At 72.8% G+C, this 14780-nt stretch carries 16 protein-coding genes and 1 pseudogene; 9 read left to right on the forward strand and 8 right to left on the reverse strand.

Annotated features, from left to right (window positions below):
• Positions 1 to 202: 202 nt before the first annotated feature.
• From CFW40_RS10510 to CFW40_RS10525, 4 genes and pseudogenes are all read right to left on the reverse strand, one after another.
• On the reverse strand, positions 203 to 1528 hold the full coding sequence (locus tag CFW40_RS10510) for a deoxyguanosinetriphosphate triphosphohydrolase (protein WP_088797538.1): 1326 nt from the start codon (positions 1526 to 1528) through the stop codon (positions 203 to 205).
• Positions 1525 to 2406 (reverse strand): sirohydrochlorin chelatase, encoded by an 882-nt coding sequence (locus tag CFW40_RS10515; RefSeq protein WP_088797539.1) that lies wholly within the window; start codon positions 2404 to 2406, stop codon positions 1525 to 1527. Before CFW40_RS10515 ends, CFW40_RS10510 begins: the two co-directional genes overlap by 4 nt.
• 223 nt (positions 2407 to 2629) lie before the next feature.
• Positions 2630 to 3655, reverse strand: a complete 1026-nt coding sequence (locus tag CFW40_RS10520) for an adenosine deaminase (protein WP_176956530.1) — start codon at positions 3653 to 3655, stop codon at positions 2630 to 2632.
• A 310-nt stretch (positions 3656 to 3965) separates the two neighbouring features.
• A pseudogene (locus tag CFW40_RS10525) lies at positions 3966 to 4391 on the reverse strand (gamma-glutamylcyclotransferase family protein); the annotation flags it as partial.
• Positions 4392 to 4525: 134 nt separating this feature from the next.
• On the opposite strand from CFW40_RS10525, the gene CFW40_RS10530 reads away from it, so the two are divergent.
• Positions 4526 to 5314, forward strand: coding sequence for a vancomycin high temperature exclusion protein (locus CFW40_RS10530; protein WP_256331518.1), 789 nt, complete (start codon positions 4526 to 4528; stop codon positions 5312 to 5314).
• Here the strand turns inward: CFW40_RS10530 and CFW40_RS10535 are convergent.
• Both CFW40_RS10535 and cutA read right to left on the reverse strand, forming a co-directional pair.
• Positions 5283 to 6317, reverse strand: a complete 1035-nt coding sequence (locus CFW40_RS10535) for a serine protease (RefSeq protein ID WP_088797541.1) — start codon at positions 6315 to 6317, stop codon at positions 5283 to 5285. The two genes, CFW40_RS10530 and CFW40_RS10535, sit on opposite strands and share 32 nt — an antisense overlap.
• A 1-nt stretch (position 6318) precedes the next feature.
• Positions 6319 to 6687 carry a divalent-cation tolerance protein CutA gene (cutA, locus tag CFW40_RS10540; protein ID WP_371127139.1) on the reverse strand — a complete coding sequence of 123 codons (369 nt, stop codon included), beginning with the start codon at positions 6685 to 6687 and terminating at the stop codon, positions 6319 to 6321.
• Between the two features lie 313 nt (positions 6688 to 7000).
• Between cutA and CFW40_RS10545 the strand changes: the two genes are divergently transcribed.
• Positions 7001 to 7366, forward strand: a complete 366-nt coding sequence (locus tag CFW40_RS10545) for a cupin (RefSeq protein WP_088797542.1) — start codon at positions 7001 to 7003, stop codon at positions 7364 to 7366.
• Positions 7367 to 7447: 81 nt separating this feature from the next.
• On the opposite strand, the gene CFW40_RS10550 is transcribed toward CFW40_RS10545, so the two are convergent.
• On the reverse strand, positions 7448 to 8368 hold the full coding sequence (locus CFW40_RS10550; protein ID WP_088797543.1) for an NADP-dependent oxidoreductase: 921 nt from the start codon (positions 8366 to 8368) through the stop codon (positions 7448 to 7450).
• Positions 8369 to 8451: 83 nt separating this feature from the next.
• Here CFW40_RS10550 and CFW40_RS10555 point away from each other — a divergent pair, with 83 nt between their 5' ends.
• Entirely contained in the window at positions 8452 to 9024 is a 573-nt protein-coding gene (locus CFW40_RS10555; protein ID WP_088797544.1) for a TetR/AcrR family transcriptional regulator, read from the forward strand.
• 136 nt (positions 9025 to 9160) lie between these two features.
• On the opposite strand, the gene CFW40_RS10560 is transcribed toward CFW40_RS10555, so the two are convergent.
• Positions 9161 to 9949: a TSUP family transporter gene (locus CFW40_RS10560; RefSeq protein WP_088797545.1), complete on the reverse strand. Its 789-nt coding sequence runs from the start codon at positions 9947 to 9949 to the stop codon at positions 9161 to 9163.
• Between the two features lie 390 nt (positions 9950 to 10339).
• On the opposite strand from CFW40_RS10560, the gene CFW40_RS10565 reads away from it, so the two are divergent.
• The 6 genes from CFW40_RS10565 to CFW40_RS10585 all read left to right on the forward strand — a co-directional run bounded on the left by CFW40_RS10565 (position 10340) and on the right by CFW40_RS10585 (position 14612).
• On the forward strand, positions 10340 to 11764 hold the full coding sequence (locus CFW40_RS10565; protein WP_088797546.1) for an Ig-like domain repeat protein: 1425 nt from the start codon (positions 10340 to 10342) through the stop codon (positions 11762 to 11764).
• A gap of 254 nt (positions 11765 to 12018) precedes the next feature.
• Positions 12019 to 12177: a hypothetical protein gene (locus CFW40_RS37035; RefSeq protein ID WP_006605773.1), complete on the forward strand. Its 159-nt coding sequence runs from the start codon at positions 12019 to 12021 to the stop codon at positions 12175 to 12177.
• Between the two features lie 147 nt (positions 12178 to 12324).
• On the forward strand, positions 12325 to 12612 hold the full coding sequence (locus CFW40_RS10570) for a hypothetical protein (protein ID WP_088797547.1): 288 nt from the start codon (positions 12325 to 12327) through the stop codon (positions 12610 to 12612).
• Positions 12522 to 12851, forward strand: coding sequence for a DUF397 domain-containing protein (locus CFW40_RS38675; RefSeq protein ID WP_088797548.1), 330 nt, complete (start codon positions 12522 to 12524; stop codon positions 12849 to 12851). The genes CFW40_RS10570 and CFW40_RS38675 overlap by 91 nt, the downstream gene beginning before the upstream one ends.
• Positions 12852 to 12901: 50 nt before the next feature.
• Positions 12902 to 13924 carry an NAD-dependent epimerase/dehydratase family protein gene (locus CFW40_RS10580; RefSeq protein ID WP_088797549.1) on the forward strand — a complete coding sequence of 341 codons (1023 nt, stop codon included), beginning with the start codon at positions 12902 to 12904 and terminating at the stop codon, positions 13922 to 13924.
• Positions 13925 to 13961: 37 nt separating this feature from the next.
• Positions 13962 to 14612, forward strand: a complete 651-nt coding sequence (locus CFW40_RS10585) for a LysE family translocator (protein WP_088797550.1) — start codon at positions 13962 to 13964, stop codon at positions 14610 to 14612.
• The last annotated feature ends 168 nt before the right edge of the window (positions 14613 to 14780 follow it).

Consider the following 14780-nt stretch of genomic DNA (forward strand, 5'->3'; position numbering starts at 1 on the left):
TGCCCCCGGTTGCTCCCCCTCTTGATGCCCTCGGTGCCGCCGGGGTTCCCGTTCGCGGTGGTCAGGGTTCCCGTTCGCCGTCGTCAGGGTTCTCTGTTCACTGTTGTCAGGGTGCTCCGTTCGAAAGCGGTCGGGTTCGAGCGTCCCGCACGGAGCATGAGGGGGGAAGAGCATGAGGGGGATGAGGGGCTTCCCCCTAGGGTCACCCTCGGTTGCCCGGCGCGTGACCAGGGTGACGGGTGAGGCGGACGTGCAGGGAGCGGGCCGACGTGTCGGTCAGCGCCGCGATCTGGTCGATGACCGCACGCATCCGTGCGGTGTCGTCGGAGGCGGCGTCGAACAGTGAACGGAACTGCGGATCAAGGCCGTCGGGGGCGCGGGCGAGCAGCACCTCGGCCAGTTCGGCGATGACGATGCGCTGCTCGGCACGGAGCGCTTCCTGGTCGGGGCGCTGCATGACGTACCGGTCGGCGACGGCTTTCAAAACGGCGCATTCCCACCGCGTTTCGGCCGGAACCACCAGTTCGGCGCCGTAGCGGGTGAGCCGCCCGGTCCCCCACCTGGCCCGGGTCGCGGCCTCGGCGGCGAGACAGAAGCGGCCGATCAGCTGGCTGGTGGCGTCCTTCAGACGGGCCTGGGCCAGTGCGGAGCCGTCGTAGCCGTGCGGCCACCACTCCTGATCCAGCAGGCGGTCCAGCGCCGCGGCCAGCTCCTCGGGTCCGGCGCCGGGCGCATAGCGCTCGCCGGCGACCGCGAAGATCTCGGCGCGTTCGGCGTCCGCGAGCAGGAGGTTGGGGTCGAGGTGTCCGGCGTGCAGCCCGTCCTCGACGTCGTGCACCGAGTAGGCCACATCGTCGGACCAGTCCATGACCTGCGCCTCGAAGCTCTGCGCACCGGCCGGCGCATCCCTCCGGAACCACTCGAAGACCGGCAGGTCGTCCTCGTAGACCCCGAATTTCGGGGACGCGGGGTCGGTGGGGTGGGCGCCGCGCGGCCAGGGGTACTTGGTGGCCGCGTCGAGGGCGGCACGGCTGAGGTTCAGCCCGACGCTGACCGCCGAACCGTCCGCGGCGGGCACGAAGCGCTTGGGCTCCAGACGGGCCAGCAGCCGCAGCGACTGGGCGTTGCCCTCGAAACCGCCGCAGGGCGCGGCGACTTCGTTGAGCGTCTGCTCGCCGTTGTGCCCGAAGGGCGGGTGGCCGAGATCGTGCGCCAGGCAGGCGGTCTCGACCAGGTCCGGGTCGCAGCCGAGGGCGGCACCGAGCTCCCGGCCGACCTGGGCGCACTCCAGGGAGTGGGTCAGCCGGGTGCGCGGGCTGGCGTCCCAGGCGGGGGTGTGGGCGCCGGGGGTGACGACCTGGGTCTTGCCGGCCAGCCGGCGCAGCGCGGCGGAGTGCAGCACCCGGGCGCGGTCGCGCTGGAAGGCGGTGCGTCCCGGCCGCTTGTCGGGCTCGGAAACCCAGCGCTCGGTGTCGGCCGTGGTGTAGCCGGGGAGGGTGGGTGAGGTGCCCGTCGAGGTGCCCGTCATACCGCGACGGTAGCCGCCTTGGTGCTCTCGGGGCCGGATCCGCTGCGCGTGAGGAGCGCCTGGTCGTAGCGGTGCAGGACGAGACGGGCCAGTGCGGGGTGGTCGCCCAGGGGTGCGGAGGCGGGCCCGGGGGCGGCGGCCGCGCACTGGGTGGCGAAGCGTCCGGGGGCGGTGAAGCAGGAGGCGACGGCGATCCGGTCATGGCCGCGGGCACGCAGCGCGGCGACCGCGTCGGGGACGGTGGGCGCGGTCGCTGAGGCGTACGCGGGCAGTACGGGCATGCCGCCGAGGCGGGCCGAGAGCAGTTGCGCGGTGCGCTCGGTGTCCTGGGCGGACCGCGGGGCACGGGAGCCGGCGGCGGCCAGGACCACGGCGCCGCGCGGGCAGCGGCCGTCGGGGAATCCGGCCTCCAGGAGGCGGCCGTGCAGCGCCTCGGCGAGGAGGGTGTGCGGCCCCAGGGGTTCGGCGACCCGGCCGGTCAGGTGGGGTGCGCCGGTCAGAGCGGCGGGCAGGTCGTGGGTGACGTGGTGGCCCCGGCCGAAGAGCAGCGGGACGAGGACGGCCGCACCGTCCAGCTCGGCGAGGGTGTCGGCGAGCAGGGGGCGGTTCAGCTCGATGTGCCCGAGCCGTACGGGCAGCCCGGGGCGCAGCGCACGGACCCGGTCGAGCAGCGCCCGGACGGTGGGCAGGGCGCGGGGGTCCCGGCTGCCGTGCGCCACGGCGACAAGGGTGGGGGGCGGCGCTGCCGGGCGGCGGAAGCCGTGCAGCCGGACCCGGCCGAGCCGGGTGCCGAGCTGTGCACTGATCTCGGCGGCGAGGTCTCCCGCGCCGAGGGGGCCGGGGAATGCGGAGGGCGGGTGCGGTATCGGCGCCGTCATGCCGTGAGCGTGGCAGGCGCGCGTTGCGGTGCCGTTTCCCCGCGGCGAACTCCGTGTTCCTTCCGGCCGGCGGCGGCCCCGGCCGCGCGGGAAGGACGGGCTGAGCGGACGGGCGGGGCCGGCGGCCGGGTCCCGGGCAGGGCTCGCCCCGCACGGGCCCCGGCCGTTCGGGTCCCGGCCGTTCGGGCCCCGCCGCCGGCTTCCCGCCCGCTTCCCGCCCGCGCTACGCCCCGTGCGCGTCGACCTCCCGCAGATACGCCGCGCGGTCCGCCTCGTCGAGGAAGGAGGCGCGGAAGGAGTTGCGGGCGAGGGTACGCAGCGTCTCGGCATCGAGGCCGAGGGCGTCGCGTACGGCGGTGAAGTTGTCGCCCGCGTAGCCGCCGAAGTAGGCCGGGTCGTCGGAGTTGACGGTCACCAGCAGTCCGGCGTCCAGCATCGCGGGCAGCGGGTGGTCGGCGAGGTCGTCGATGACCCGCAGCCGGACGTTGGACAGCGGGCAGACGGTGAGCGGCACCTGCTCGGCCGCCAGTCGGGCCACCAGCCGCTCGTCCTCCAGGGAGCGCACCCCGTGGTCGATCCGGTCCACGCCGAGGACGTCCAGGGCCTCCCACACATACGCCGGGGGCCCCTCCTCCCCCGCGTGCGCCACGCACTTGAGCCCGGCCTCCCGGGCCAGCGCGAAGACCTCCTTGAACTTCGACGGCGGGTGCCCCACCTCGGCGGAGTCCAGGCCGACGGCGGTGATCTTGTCGAGGAAGGGGCGGGCAGCCTCGAACGTCGCCAGGGCGGAATCGGCGCTCTCGTCGCGCAGGAAGCACATGATCAGGCGGGTGCTGATGCCGTAGGTCTCCTGGGCGCTGTCGAGCGCGCGGGCCAGGCCGTTGATGACCGTCGCGATCGGGACGCCGCGCGCGGTGTGCGCCTGCGGGTCGAAGAAGATCTCGGCGTGCCGTACGCCCTGTTCCCGGGCGCGGGCGAGGTAGGCGTGGGCGAGGTCGGCGAAGTCGTCCTCGGTGCGCAGTACGGCCATCAGCGCGTAGTAGAGGTTCAGGAACGACTGCAGATCGTCGAAGGAGTAGGCGCGGCGCAGCTCGTCCTCGGTGGAGTACGGCAGGGCGACGCCGTTGCGCTCGGCGAGCGCGAAGGCCAGTTCGGGCTCCAGGGTGCCCTCGATGTGCAGATGCAGCTCCGCTTTGGGCAGCGGCGCGGGGGCGGTTGCGGCGGAGGGGGAGGACGGGGAGGAAGCCACGCGGGTCACACCTGTTCTGCGGTTCGGAAGTGTTCTGCGGTTCGAAGGGTTCTACGGTTCGGAAGTGTTCTGCGGTTCGAAGTCTTCTGCGGTCCGGGAAGTCGTAGCGGTACGGGAAGGGTTGCGGTCAGCGGTCAGCGGTTACGGGGGCCTCGGCCGGTGACCGGAAGGGGCCCGTCCGGCGAGGAGGCGCCAGGTTATCCGGGCCGGTGGCCGGTGCCGCGGCGGCGCCCTGCCCGCCCGCGCGCCGGTTGCGTCCCAGCGGCGGAGGACGGGTGCGTTCTGCGGCGGAGCCGTCAGCCGCCGCCGCTCTCGACGCCGGCCAGTCGCCGCCCTCGATGGGGGTGCCGGTGGCGCGCAGCCGGGCGGCGAGACGGTCGGCGGCCAGGTAGACCCAGGCCCGTACGGTCCTGCCGTCCGCGCACACGGCGTCGGTGCGCACCCGCTCGTACAGGTTCTCCGGGTCGCCGGGGGCGTAGTCCTCCAGCCGGTCCAGGGTGGCGCACACCTCGTCGTAGTCGGTGTCGTGGGGCAGGACGAGGTCGCCGTGGACCACCGCGCCGGCCGGTCCGGCTGTCGCATACGGGTAGCCGGGGCCGTCGTAGAGCAGCGCGCCGCCGATATGGGCCGGTTCCTCGGCCGCGGTCCGGCCGCGCAGGGCCCAGGCGTGGTTGGCCTCACCCGGGCGCAGCGTTCCGTAGACGAAGAACGGCAGCCGCTCGGGCTCGGTGGTCATGGCGGTGCTTCCTCTCCGTGCCGGGGTGCTCCCTCTGCCACGATGCCAGGCCGCCGGCGCAACCAACACGGCGCGGCAGGCGTCGCAGCCTGCGAGATCGATCACGACAGGCGAGATCGGAAACGGGGGCACGGATGCGAGGGCAGGAACCGGGGCCGGTGCGGCGCGCAGGGCTGCGCGTACGGCAGCGCGCACAGAGCGGAATACGCCGGATACGGCTGCCGCGGACCCGGCGTGACCGGCGCCGCGCCTATCAGGCCGTCGTCGCCCTGACGGTGCTGGCGCTGGCGCCCGCGACCTGGATGAACGCATCGGCGGGCCCCCGGGTGCGCAGTGTCGCGGACGCGCCCGCCGCACCCGTCGCCATCGTCTTCGGCGCGGGACTGTGGAACGGCGCGCCGTCCCCGTACCTCGCCCACCGGCTGGACGCGGCCGCCGCGCTGTACGACCGGGGCACGGTCCGCGCGGTCCTGGTCACCGGCGACAACAGCCGGGACGACTACGACGAGCCGGATGCGATGCGCGCTTACCTGCTGCGGCACGGCGTCCCGGCCCGCAAGATCGTCAGCGACTACGCGGGCTTCGACACCTGGGACTCCTGCAGCCGTGCGCACCGGGTCTTCGGCGTGGACCGGGCGGTACTGGTCAGCCAGGGCTTCCACATCCGGCGCGCGCTGGCGCTGTGCACGGCGGCCGGGGTCGACTCGTACGGCGTCGGGGTGGCCGCGAAGCACGATGTGACCTGGGCTTACGGCGGTGTCCGGGAGATCTTCGCGGCCGGGAAGGCAGCGGCGGACGCGCTGCTGCGGCCCGATCCGCACTTCCTCGGACCGCACGAGAAGGGGGTGGCGGAGGCGCTGCGTCAGCGCCCCGCCACCCCCTCAAGCACGATCACGCCTGGGACGCCCGCGCGTAGAGGTTGAGGACCTTCTCGCCGAAGTACGGGCTGTAGGAGACGCGGTCGCTGTCCGGGCCCGTGGGGCCGCCGCCGTTGAGGCCGCCGATCAGGCCGATGACCCGGCCGGTCCCGCTGTCCTCGTCGAAGTCGGCCAGCCAGGGGCTGCCGGAGGTGCCGCCGTAGAACCCGCCGCAGTCCATGCGCAGTTCATGGGTGCCGGACAGCCGGCTGGTGCGCGTGGCGCAGCGTACGGCCTTGTCCTGGGGGTCGTGACGGACGTTCGGGTAGCCGACGACGGTGACGTCATTGGCGTAACCGGGCGTCGGGGAGAGGGTGTTGCCGCCGGTGGTCTCCTCGACGGGCCGGCCGTCCTCGCCGGGTGCCACGGTGGCGAAGGCGAAGTCGAGGTCCGCCCCGGCGCCGGTGGTGCCACGGCCGGGGTAGGCGAAGGTGTCCTCGATCGCCCAGACACCGTACGGCTGCTTGTCCGCGCCGGAACGATACTGCGGGACAAAAGCCGCCCTGGTGCCCGGATTGCAGTGCCCGGCGGTCAGGATCAGATTGCGGTGCGGGCTGTGCACCACGCTGGCGGTGCAGTGGTGCGCGCGGGCGTCCCCGTCCACGGAGAACAGCACGCCGACGGACGGCACACCGTCGAAGTGCCGCGCGGTGGCGGCCGACTTGGCGGCGGGGGCGGCCTTGGTGGCGGGCGCGGACCGGGCGTGGGCGGCCCGGTCCGAGGTGCCGCGCCCGGGGTCGGCCGGCGCGGCGGCCGCCATCCGGTCCGGCGTCCAGTAGGCGGCGGCGTCCCGGCTGGTCCAGGTGGCACCGGGGCGCGGGCTGGGGCTCGGCCCGTCACCGTGCGCCGCCGTGTGCGGGGCGTCCTGGGCGGCATGGCCCACGGAGGCGAGGGTCAGACACGCCGCCACACCGGCCACCGCGGTCCCGGCCGCGATCCAGCGCCGCCGGACCGGCCGCTTCTGCGCGTGCCGCGTCGCCGCACCGCGCCCGGTGGTATTGCGTTCCACGTCAGCTCGTCTCCTTCGCGACCCAGGACAGATAGCCGGCGCCACCGTGGGTGACCGGCGTGGCGATGATCTCGGGGGTGTCGTAGTCGTGCGCCTGCAGGAGGTAGGCCTCCAGGGCCGGGTAGCGCGCCTGGGCCGTCTTGAACAGCACCTGCCATTCCTGGCCGGTCTCGATCGCGCCGTCCCAGCGGTACACCGAGGTCACCGGCGCACTGATCTGCGCGCAGGCGGCGAGCCGCTGCTCGATCGCGCCGCGGGCCAGGCCCACGGCCTTGGCCTCGCTGTCGACGGTGGTCATGACGGTCAGGAACCGGGCGTCCGGGTGCCCGGCGGATCCGGGTGGTCGGGTCGATTCGGTCGGGTCGGCCACAGGTGCATCCTTCGCGGTGGGGGGCGGGAGGGATCGGGACAGACGGGACGGTGGGTCCGCGCCGCCGCCGAACCGGCTCGCCCGGCGGCCACGGAACCGCTCCGCATCGTACGGACCGAGATGATCATCCCGGAAGGGACCGGCCCGCCCGGCAGCGGGTATGCACCCGGACGCCGCCCCCTCCACGAGCCGGCTCCCGGACGGTTTCCGGCCGGCCCCCGGCCCGTGGTCGCGCTCCCCGGTTGCGTCCCGGGGCGCACCGGCAACGATGGAAAGGAAGCTCCGCCGCGTCCGCACGCGAAAGGCCGGCCTCATGGACGATCTCGATGCACTCGCCCGTCACCTGCTCGACGAAGCCAGGACCTCCGCGCACGGACGCAGCGCCCACCTCTTCCTGCACGACGGCCCGCTGCGGCAGGCCGTGATCGCCCTGACCGCGGGCACCGAGCTGGACGAGCACAACACTCCCCCGGCAGCGAGCCTGCACGTCCTGTACGGCCGGGTCCGGCTGACCGGGCAGGGTGGCGGTCCGGAGCTGAAGGCCGGTCAGGTCGCGATGCTCCCGCGCGAACGGCACGGGCTGCTGGCCCTGGAGAACGCGGCGGTGGTGCTGACGGCCGTCACCGGAGTCCCGCTGAGCGAGCGCCGTACGGCGGCCGCGGCGGGGGCACCGGGGTAGGGGCGCAGCCGTGACCCCGGGCCGGGGTCTGTCCGAGGGGTCGAGCCGTCATCCTGGTCGCCGAGTCCACCCTGTGCCGGTTCACAGTGCGACCACGATTTTGCCGTGAACATGCCTCTCGGCCTGCGTCGTCACGGCTGCGCGAATCTGCTCGACCGGGAAGGTCGCCGCGATCGGCACCGTGATCTCGCCGGAATGGATCGCGTCGGCGATCCGTTGCAGGGCGCCCGGACCCGCATCGAGGGCACCCGCCGTGCGCACGCCGGGCGGCGGGGCGGGGCCGTCGGCCACGACGGTGATCCGCTCGGGTGCCACGCCGAGCTCGAGCGCGGTCTCGGCCGCCTCCCTTCCGAACAGGTCGGTTGCGGCGGTGATCCCCTCGGGCGCCAGGGCCCGCACCCGGTCCGCCAGGCCGGGGCCGTACGCCACGGGTTCGGCGCCGAGCCCGCGCAGGAATCCGAACGTGCTCTCGGAGGCGGTGCCGAGCACCCGGGCACCCGCAAGCTTCGCCAACTGCACGGCGAAGACGCCCACGCCACCCGCCGCCCCACCGATCAGGACGGTGTCCCCGGCGCGGAGCCCGATCGCGGCGAGCGCGGCGGAGGCCGTCAGACCGGACACCACAAGCGTGGCCGCCACCTCGTCGCCGATGCCCTCCGGGGTGGGCCACAGCGTTGCCGCGGGTGTCTTGACCAGCACGAAATCGGCGACGGACCGGCCGATCGCAGCCCCGTACACCCGGTCGCCGGTCGCGAATCCCGTGGCGTCGGCGCCCACCTCGTCCACCACTCCGGCGAAGTCGCTGCCGAACCCGGCCGGCAAGGTGATGCCGAACCGCGCCGCCATGTCGGGCTGGGTGGTGATCTGCCAGTCCATCGGATTCAGCCCGGCTGCCGTGACCCGGACGCGCACCTCGTCCGGTGCGGCGTGCGGCTCGGGTATCTCCTGCAGTTCGAGTACTTCGGGACCGCCGAATCGCCGGTAACGGACAGCTCTACTCATCGGTGACCTCTCCTGGCCAGTGATGGGACTTGGTCTCATCGACCCTACCTCAGTGATGGGACCAAGTCCCGTACACTGCTCCCATGGCTCGCTGGCAACCCGACGCACCAGGACGACTCGCCGCCGCCGCCCTCGACCTCTTCGAGGAGCACGGCTACGAGAACACGACCGTGATCGAGATCGCGGAGCGCGCGGGGCTCACCAAGAGCACGTTCTTCCGGTACTTCCCGGACAAGCGTGAGGTGCTTTTCGGCAGGGGCACGGTGACCGGTCTGCTCGTCGAAGGGATCGCCTCGGCGCCGCCGGCGGCCGGTCCGCTCGACGCGGTGGCGGACGCCCTCGATGGGCTCGGCCGGACGTTCTTCACCGCCGACCGCCGCGAGTTCAGCCGCCGGCGCCAGGCCGTGCTGAACGCCCATACGGAACTGCGTGAACGCGAAGCCCTGAAAAGGATCGACCTCACCGCCTCGATGATCGAGGCCCTCCACCACCGCGGAGTCCCGAGCCTGACCGCGCGGGTGGCCGCGAAACTGGGCACGCTCGTCTGGGAGATCGCCTTCGATCAGTGGATCGACACCGACAACAGCGAGGACTTCGGCCCGCTGGCACGGCAAGCGCTCGCCGAAGTACGCGCGGCCGGAGCCGTGCGCCAGTAACGCAACAGGGGCCGGGCCCATCGAACGCCAGACGTGGCCCCTTCGCCCTTCCCGGGATCCGCCGGCTGATCACCGGCCCTCCCCGGGGGCCCACACCATGCCGGTGGCGGAACCGCACCGGCACCCGGTGCCGGAGTCAGGCCGCCAGCCACTGGTCGTAGGCCAGCTTGCACAGCAGGGCGACGACGACCACCACCAGGACGCCCCGTACGAAGCCGGCGCCGCGCTTGAGCGCCATCCGGGCGCCCACCAGGCCGCCGACGAGGTTGAACAGCGCCAGCAGGGCGCCGAGTTGCCACAGCACGGTGCCCTGGACCGCGAACATCGCCAGCGCGCCGGCATTGGTGCAGACGTTGACGACCTTGGCGGTGGCCGACGAGCTGACCAGGTCCATGTGCAGGATCGCGGTGAGCGCGACGACGAGGAAAGCACCGGTCCCGGGCCCGATCAGGCCGTCGTAGAAGCCGATGCCCAGGCCCGCGACGAGGACGGCCGCCACGACGCGCCGACGGGAGACCGGGCCCGAGGGCGCGGGCGCGGTCCCGAAGGCCGGGCGGAAGAGGACGAAGGCGAGCACCCCCAGCAGGACGGCCATGATCAGCGGGCGCAGCACCGCGCTGTTGATGCCCGCCGCGAAGAACGCCCCGCCCAGTGAACCGGCCATCGCGGCCAGGCCGATCCGCAGTGCCGTCCGGACATCGATCGGGGCCTTGCGGACGTAGGTGACCGCGGCCGCGGTCGTGCCGACGATGGCGGTGGACTTGTTGGTGGCGAGCACGTAGGCGGCCGGGGTGTGCGGGAGGCCGACCAGCAGCGCCGGGAGCAGCAGCAGTCCACCACCGCCCACGACGGCATCGATCCAGCCCGCCGCGAGGGCTGCCAGGGCGAGCAGGGTCAGGGTGAACAGCGATATATCAGCGGGCACCAGGTGATCTTAAGGACCGCGCGCGCCCGTGCCGGGGGGATTTCCGGCCGCCGGGCCGCGGAAACATGCCACCAATTACCGGGCGTGCCTGCGACGTTGCCCGCCGCATACGGGCGCGGGCTGGAATCCGCAACCGAAGTGCGCTGCGCCGATCGGGCGAATTGGCGCGCCAACTGTGGTGCGTCGTCCGGCCGGTCACTTCAATCGGTGCTACCGACGGTGGGGTGCCCATCCCCTGTCGGGGGACCAGGGACGACTAGCCGTCATGCGGCAATTCCGTCCTGTTCTTCAGGGCACCCCCGACAGGTGAGCATGTGCGGAGGTTTCCTTTTCTCCGGCGTGCCGCAGCCCCCACCTCCTTCGTGGAGCCTTCGAAAGGGGCTGTCCAACATGGCACTCACCCTCACCCTCACCCCGTCAACCGTAGCGGCGGGCGGGACCTTCACAGCAACGGCCGCCGGTGCCACATCGGGAGAGTTGATCACCTTCACCTACGACGCGGCAGTTCCAGTAGTAGTGGCCGCTGACGGCGCGGGTAATGCGTCCGCCACCTTCACGGCGACCACCACGGGACCGGTGGCTGCCGTCGGTACGCTCAGTGGGGCAGCTGTAGCGACGCTGACCGTCAGCGCGGGACCGAACTGTGTGGTCACGCTGACCTCCGCGCCCCCCAGCCCGGTCGCCGCCGGCACGCCGGTGACCTTCACCGCCACCGTCACCTGCGGCGGCACCCCCGTCGTGGGCGCGCTGGTCCTGTTCACCACCCCAAGCGGCCCGATCGGAATCGGCGTCACCGGTGCCACCGGCACCGCCACCACGACCACCAGCTTGCTGCCCCCCGGCACCACCACCGTCACGGCCACCGTGATCGCCGCCACCACCACCTGCACCTGCATCGGCGTCTCCGCGACCACGACCGTGACCGTCACCGCGCCGCCGAGCTGCGTGGTCACGCTGACCTCCGCGCCCCCCAGCCCGGTCGCCGCCGGCACGCCGGTGACCTTCACCGCCACCGTCACCTGCGGCGGCGCCCCCGTCGTGGGCGCGACAGTCCTCTTCACCACCCCCGGCGGCCCGATCGGAGTCGGCGTCACCGGTGCCACCGGCACCGCCACCACGACCACCAGCTTGCTGCCCCCCGGCACCACCACCGTCACGGCCACGGTTGCTGCTGCCACCACCACCTGCACCTGCATCGGGGGCTCCGCGACCACGACCGTGACCGTCACCGCGCCGCCGAGCTGCGTGGTCACGCTGACCTCCGCGCCCCCCAGCCCGGTCGCCGCCGGCACGCCGGTGACCTTCACCGCCACCGTCACCTGCGGCGGCGCCCCCGTCGTGGGCGCGGCAGTCCTGTTCACCACCCCCGGCGGCCCGATCGGAGTCGGCGTCACCGGTGCCACCGGCACCGCGACCACGACCACCAGCTTGCTGCCCCCCGGCACCACCACCGTCACGGCCACGGTTGCTGCTGCCACCACCACCTGCTCCTGCATCGGCGTGAGCGCGACCACGACCGTGACCGTCGGCTCGGCGGCGGTGCTCACGGCGCAGCCGGCCTGCTACCGGCTGGACCTCACCACACTGACCGCCCAGGCCACGTTCACTGCGACGGGCGCGACGCCGGGTTCGACGGTCACGTTCCACCTGGGCACCGGGCCCAACGGACCCGTGGCGTGCACCGCCGTGGCCAACGCGAGCGGCACCGCCACCTGCACGGCCACCCTCAGCCTCTTCCAGCTGGTCTTCGTCACCTACACCGCGACCAGCGGGACGCAGGCCTCCACCAGCACCCTGGGGCCCTGCCTCTCCTGACCCCACCGGCGCGCATGCGGCACAGTCAACAGCGTGCCGTCGCCCGCCTGAACCCGTGAAACCGGCCCAGGGCTGCTGAGCGGCCCGGCAACACAGCCGTCCCCCGTAACGCAACTACGGGGGACGGCTGCAGGGCCACAAGGATAGGCCCTGCGGCACGGTGGCACGCCGGGTTGAGCCCGGGACGCGCCTCGGGCCCACGGGTCACGCGACGAGGGACCCCTCGCAAAAGAGAGACACAGAAGGAGTGCGACATGGGCTGCAATTGCGGCGGCGGTGCCCGTCCGACCGTCACCGTCTACCAGTTGAACCTGCCCGACGGCACCGCGCGCCAGTTCTACACCTGGCAAGAGGCCGAGGCCGCCAACCAGCGAGCGGGCGGCGGCGGCAGCATCGTCATCATCAATCAGTAGCGGAATTCGCCTACCGAGGCCGCCGTCTTCCCCTCCAGCGGACCGGGAAAACGGCCGGCCTCGGCCCTCAATGAACGCCATGCGCCGACCCGAGAGACGACCACCACTCCGCCTCGGGCCACTCACGGTGAGAGGACGCACTCCCCCATGAGCCTTTTGGAGTTCCTGCTTTCCCTCGGCGCCACGTGCCGCCTCACCCGATTCATTACGAAGGACACTCTCGCCGGGGGATTCCGCTCCTGGATCGCCGACCGTTTCGGCGATGACTCCAAACCCTCCTACCTGGTCAGTTGCAGCTGGTGTACGAGCATCTGGGTGGCCGCCGCCATGACCGCCCTCACGCAATGGGCCGGCGGAACCGTCGCCCTGCAGCTCACCACCACCGCCCTGTCGCTCTCCTACCTCGCCGGGCTCGCTTCGCGCTGGCTCGACTGATCGTCGCGGCAGCGCAGGCGCGCCCCGGGCTGTTCTCCCGCGACTTCGCGTGGGTCAAGTCCTCGTACAGCGACGCCAACGGCGGGGAAGGCATCGAGTTCTCCCCCGCCCTCACCCAGGTCCACGGCGTCGTCCCCGTCCGCGACTCCAAGAACCCCGACGGCCCGGCCCTCGTCTTCCCCGCCGACGGCTGGTCGTCATTCATAGCTGCTGTGAAAGGCGGGGAGTTCTCCGCCTGACGCGGAAAACCTGTGCCGCCCCGCAGGCCCCGCCGATAGCGTCAACTCCCATGCGCATTCTCGTTCTTGGCGGTACGTCCTTCGTGGGCCGCGCCATCGTGGAAGATGCCCTGCGCTCCGGGGCCGAGGTCACCTTGTTCGGCCGGGGCCGGACCGGGGTGGAGCTGTTCCCGGAGCTGACCCGGCTGATCGGTGACCGGGACACCGGCGACTACGGGGCGCTGGGCGAGGACAGTTGGGACGCGGTCGTGGATGTCAGCGGCTATGTCCCGCGGCATGTCGGGCAGGCGATGGACGCACTGGGCGACCGGGTCGGCCGGTATCTGTTCCTCTCCAGCCATGCGGTCTACCAGCGGGAGGGGGTGGGTCCGGGTTCCGACGAGGACACCCCGCGCCGCCCGCCCGTACGGGACACCGAGGAGCTGACCGAGGCCACCTACGGTCCGTGCAAGGTGGCCTGCGAGGACGATGTGCTGGCGCGGTACGGCGCGCGGGCGACGATCGTGCGGGCCGGGAAGGTGGCCGGGCCGCACGATACGGCGGACACCTTCACGTACTGGGTGCGCCGGGCCGCCCGGGGCGGACGCGTGGCGCTGCCCGCCGATCCCGGGCAGCCGGTGCAGGTCATCGACTCGCGGGATCTGGCCCGCCTCGTCGTGCAGTTGCTCGTCGACGACCGTCCGGGCGCCTTCCACGCGGTGGGGCCGGCCGAGCCGGTCACGCTCGGCGGGCTGATCGAGACCTGTGCGCGGGTGGCCGGCAGCCGGATCGAGCTCGTACGGGTGCCGGACGACGACCTGCCGCTGTTCTTCCCGCTGGTACGGGACGACTGGGCGACGCAGCAGCGCAGCCCGGCCCGCGCGCGGGCGGCGGGGCTGCCCGCGACCCCGCTGGAGGTGACCGCGGCCGACGTCCTGGCCTGGGACCGGGCGCGCGGCGAGCCGCCGCTGACGGCGGGGTTCACGCCCGAGGAGGAGCGGGCGCGGCTGGCGCGCCGGGACGGTTCTCAGAGCTCGGAGGGCCGCCCCGTTCTTGCTCGGCGCACTGAGCCGCACACGGCCGTGGGCTGCTAGGTTGCGCTTCGGCGAACGTGCGTACGGAGGCAGTGTTGTGATCGGGCTGGGAGCAATAGCGGGGATCGCGATGGTGGAGCTCGGCATGGTGCTGACGCCGGGGCCGAACATGATCTACCTGGTCTCCCGCTCGATCGCCCAGGGCCGCCGGGCGGGGCTGACCTCGCTGGCCGGGGTCTTCCTCGGCTTCCTGGTCTATCTCTTCGCGGTGTCCGCCGGTATCGCCACCGTCTTCGCGCTGGTGCCGGAGATCTACCTGGCGATCAAGCTGGCCGGAGCCGGCTACCTGCTCTGGCTGGCCTGGAAGGCCATCCGGCCGGGCGGCCGATCCCCTGTCGCGCCCCAGGAGTTGACGCAGGCCGGGGCCCGCAAGCTCTTCCTGATGGGCTTCCTCACCTGCCTGCTCAATCCCAAGGTGGCCATCCTCTACATCTCGCTGCTGCCGCAGTTCGTCGACCCGGCACGCGGTCATGTCGGCCTGCAGGGGCTGCTGTTGGGGCTGACCCAGATCGCGGTGGGGGTCGCGGGCAACGCGTTCTTCATCGTGACGGCCGGCTCCGTCGCCGGGTTCTTCGCCCGGCACCCGCTCTGGCAGCGCCTGCACCGCTATGTGATGGGCACCGCGCTGGCGGGCTTCGCCGTCAGGATCGCCACCGAACGAACGGGCGCCGCGGTCGCCCTGCGCTGACAGCTGGGCGCCGGGGGCGACCACGCAGGTGAGCTGAGGCGCCGGGGCAGGCGTGGAGAGCGGAGTTCCCCGTCACATCCGGGGGCGTCGACATACGACGTGGAACTCGGCACGTAATTTTCGGTACGTGGAACACGGTTCTTAGAACTCTCTTACACCTGATGCGTA

The sequence above is a fragment of the Streptomyces sp. 2114.4 genome, from assembly GCF_900187385.1.
GTDB classification, from domain to species: domain Bacteria; phylum Actinomycetota; class Actinomycetes; order Streptomycetales; family Streptomycetaceae; genus Streptomyces; species Streptomyces mooreae.

Bases quoted from the DNA above. Each gene is read 5' to 3' on its own strand.
- CFW40_RS10570 (WP_088797547.1), top strand. From the start codon at position 12,325: ATGAGCCTTTTGGAGTTCCTGCTTTCCCTCGGCGCCACGTGCCGCCTC.
- CFW40_RS10565 (WP_088797546.1), top strand. From the start codon at position 10,340: ATGGCACTCACCCTCACCCTCACCCCGTCAACCGTAGCGGCGGGCGGG.
- CFW40_RS37035 (WP_006605773.1), top strand. From the start codon at position 12,019: ATGGGCTGCAATTGCGGCGGCGGTGCCCGTCCGACCGTCACCGTCTAC.
- CFW40_RS10545 (WP_088797542.1), top strand. From the start codon at position 7,001: ATGGACGATCTCGATGCACTCGCCCGTCACCTGCTCGACGAAGCCAGG.
- CFW40_RS10530 (WP_256331518.1), top strand. From the start codon at position 4,526: ATGCGAGGGCAGGAACCGGGGCCGGTGCGGCGCGCAGGGCTGCGCGTA.
- CFW40_RS10580 (WP_088797549.1), top strand. From the start codon at position 12,902: ATGCGCATTCTCGTTCTTGGCGGTACGTCCTTCGTGGGCCGCGCCATC.
- CFW40_RS10550 (WP_088797543.1), bottom strand. From the start codon at position 8,368: ATGAGTAGAGCTGTCCGTTACCGGCGATTCGGCGGTCCCGAAGTACTC.
- CFW40_RS38675 (WP_088797548.1), top strand. From the start codon at position 12,522: ATGGGCCGGCGGAACCGTCGCCCTGCAGCTCACCACCACCGCCCTGTC.
- CFW40_RS10510 (WP_088797538.1), bottom strand. From the start codon at position 1,528: ATGACGGGCACCTCGACGGGCACCTCACCCACCCTCCCCGGCTACACC.
- CFW40_RS10515 (WP_088797539.1), bottom strand. From the start codon at position 2,406: ATGACGGCGCCGATACCGCACCCGCCCTCCGCATTCCCCGGCCCCCTC.
- CFW40_RS10555 (WP_088797544.1), top strand. From the start codon at position 8,452: ATGGCTCGCTGGCAACCCGACGCACCAGGACGACTCGCCGCCGCCGCC.